This is a genomic window from Rhodococcus sp. NPDC054953, assembly GCF_053609225.1.
The window spans coordinates 626-1,110 of the sequence record NZ_JBSGXD010000084.1; the positions used below are offsets into that span (position 1 = coordinate 626).

Sequence of the window (485 nt, forward strand, 5' to 3'; positions counted from 1 at the left end):
TCACCCAGCGCCTCCAGCTCGTCCTCGGCCTGACCCCGCTGGAGGCCGGGGTGCTGGTGGCGGCCCTGGCCGTGGGCGCGTTGCCCGCCGGCATCATCGGCGGCGCCGTGCTGCACCGCGTCGGCACCCGCCCGCTGATCGCCGGCGGACTGCTCCTGACCGGCGTCGGGGCCCTGCTCACCCTCGCCCTGACCCCCGAGATGGTGCCGTTCCTGTCCCTGCACCCGGACCACTCGGCCTGGATCACGCCGGGTCTGGTGGTGGTGGGCGCCGGGTCGGGTCTGGCGATGACCGCCGCCTCGGCCGCCATCATCGGCAACGCCCCCGCACACCGGGCCGGGATGGCCGCCTCGGTCGAGGAGGTCTCCTACGAGTTGGGCTCGCTGTCCGGCGTCGCGATCCTGGGCAGCATGCTCAGCGCGCTGTACACCGCGACCGTACGGCTGCCCGCCGACGCCCCGGACTCGGCGCGGGAGGGCCTGGAC

General features: G+C 75.5%; 1 protein-coding gene. It reads left to right on the forward strand.

Features of this window, described 5'->3' with window-relative positions; genetic code table 11:
* Window positions 1–485: MFS transporter (locus ACWF62_RS20640; protein WP_452631295.1), on the forward strand; the 485-nt coding region annotated here is incomplete at both ends.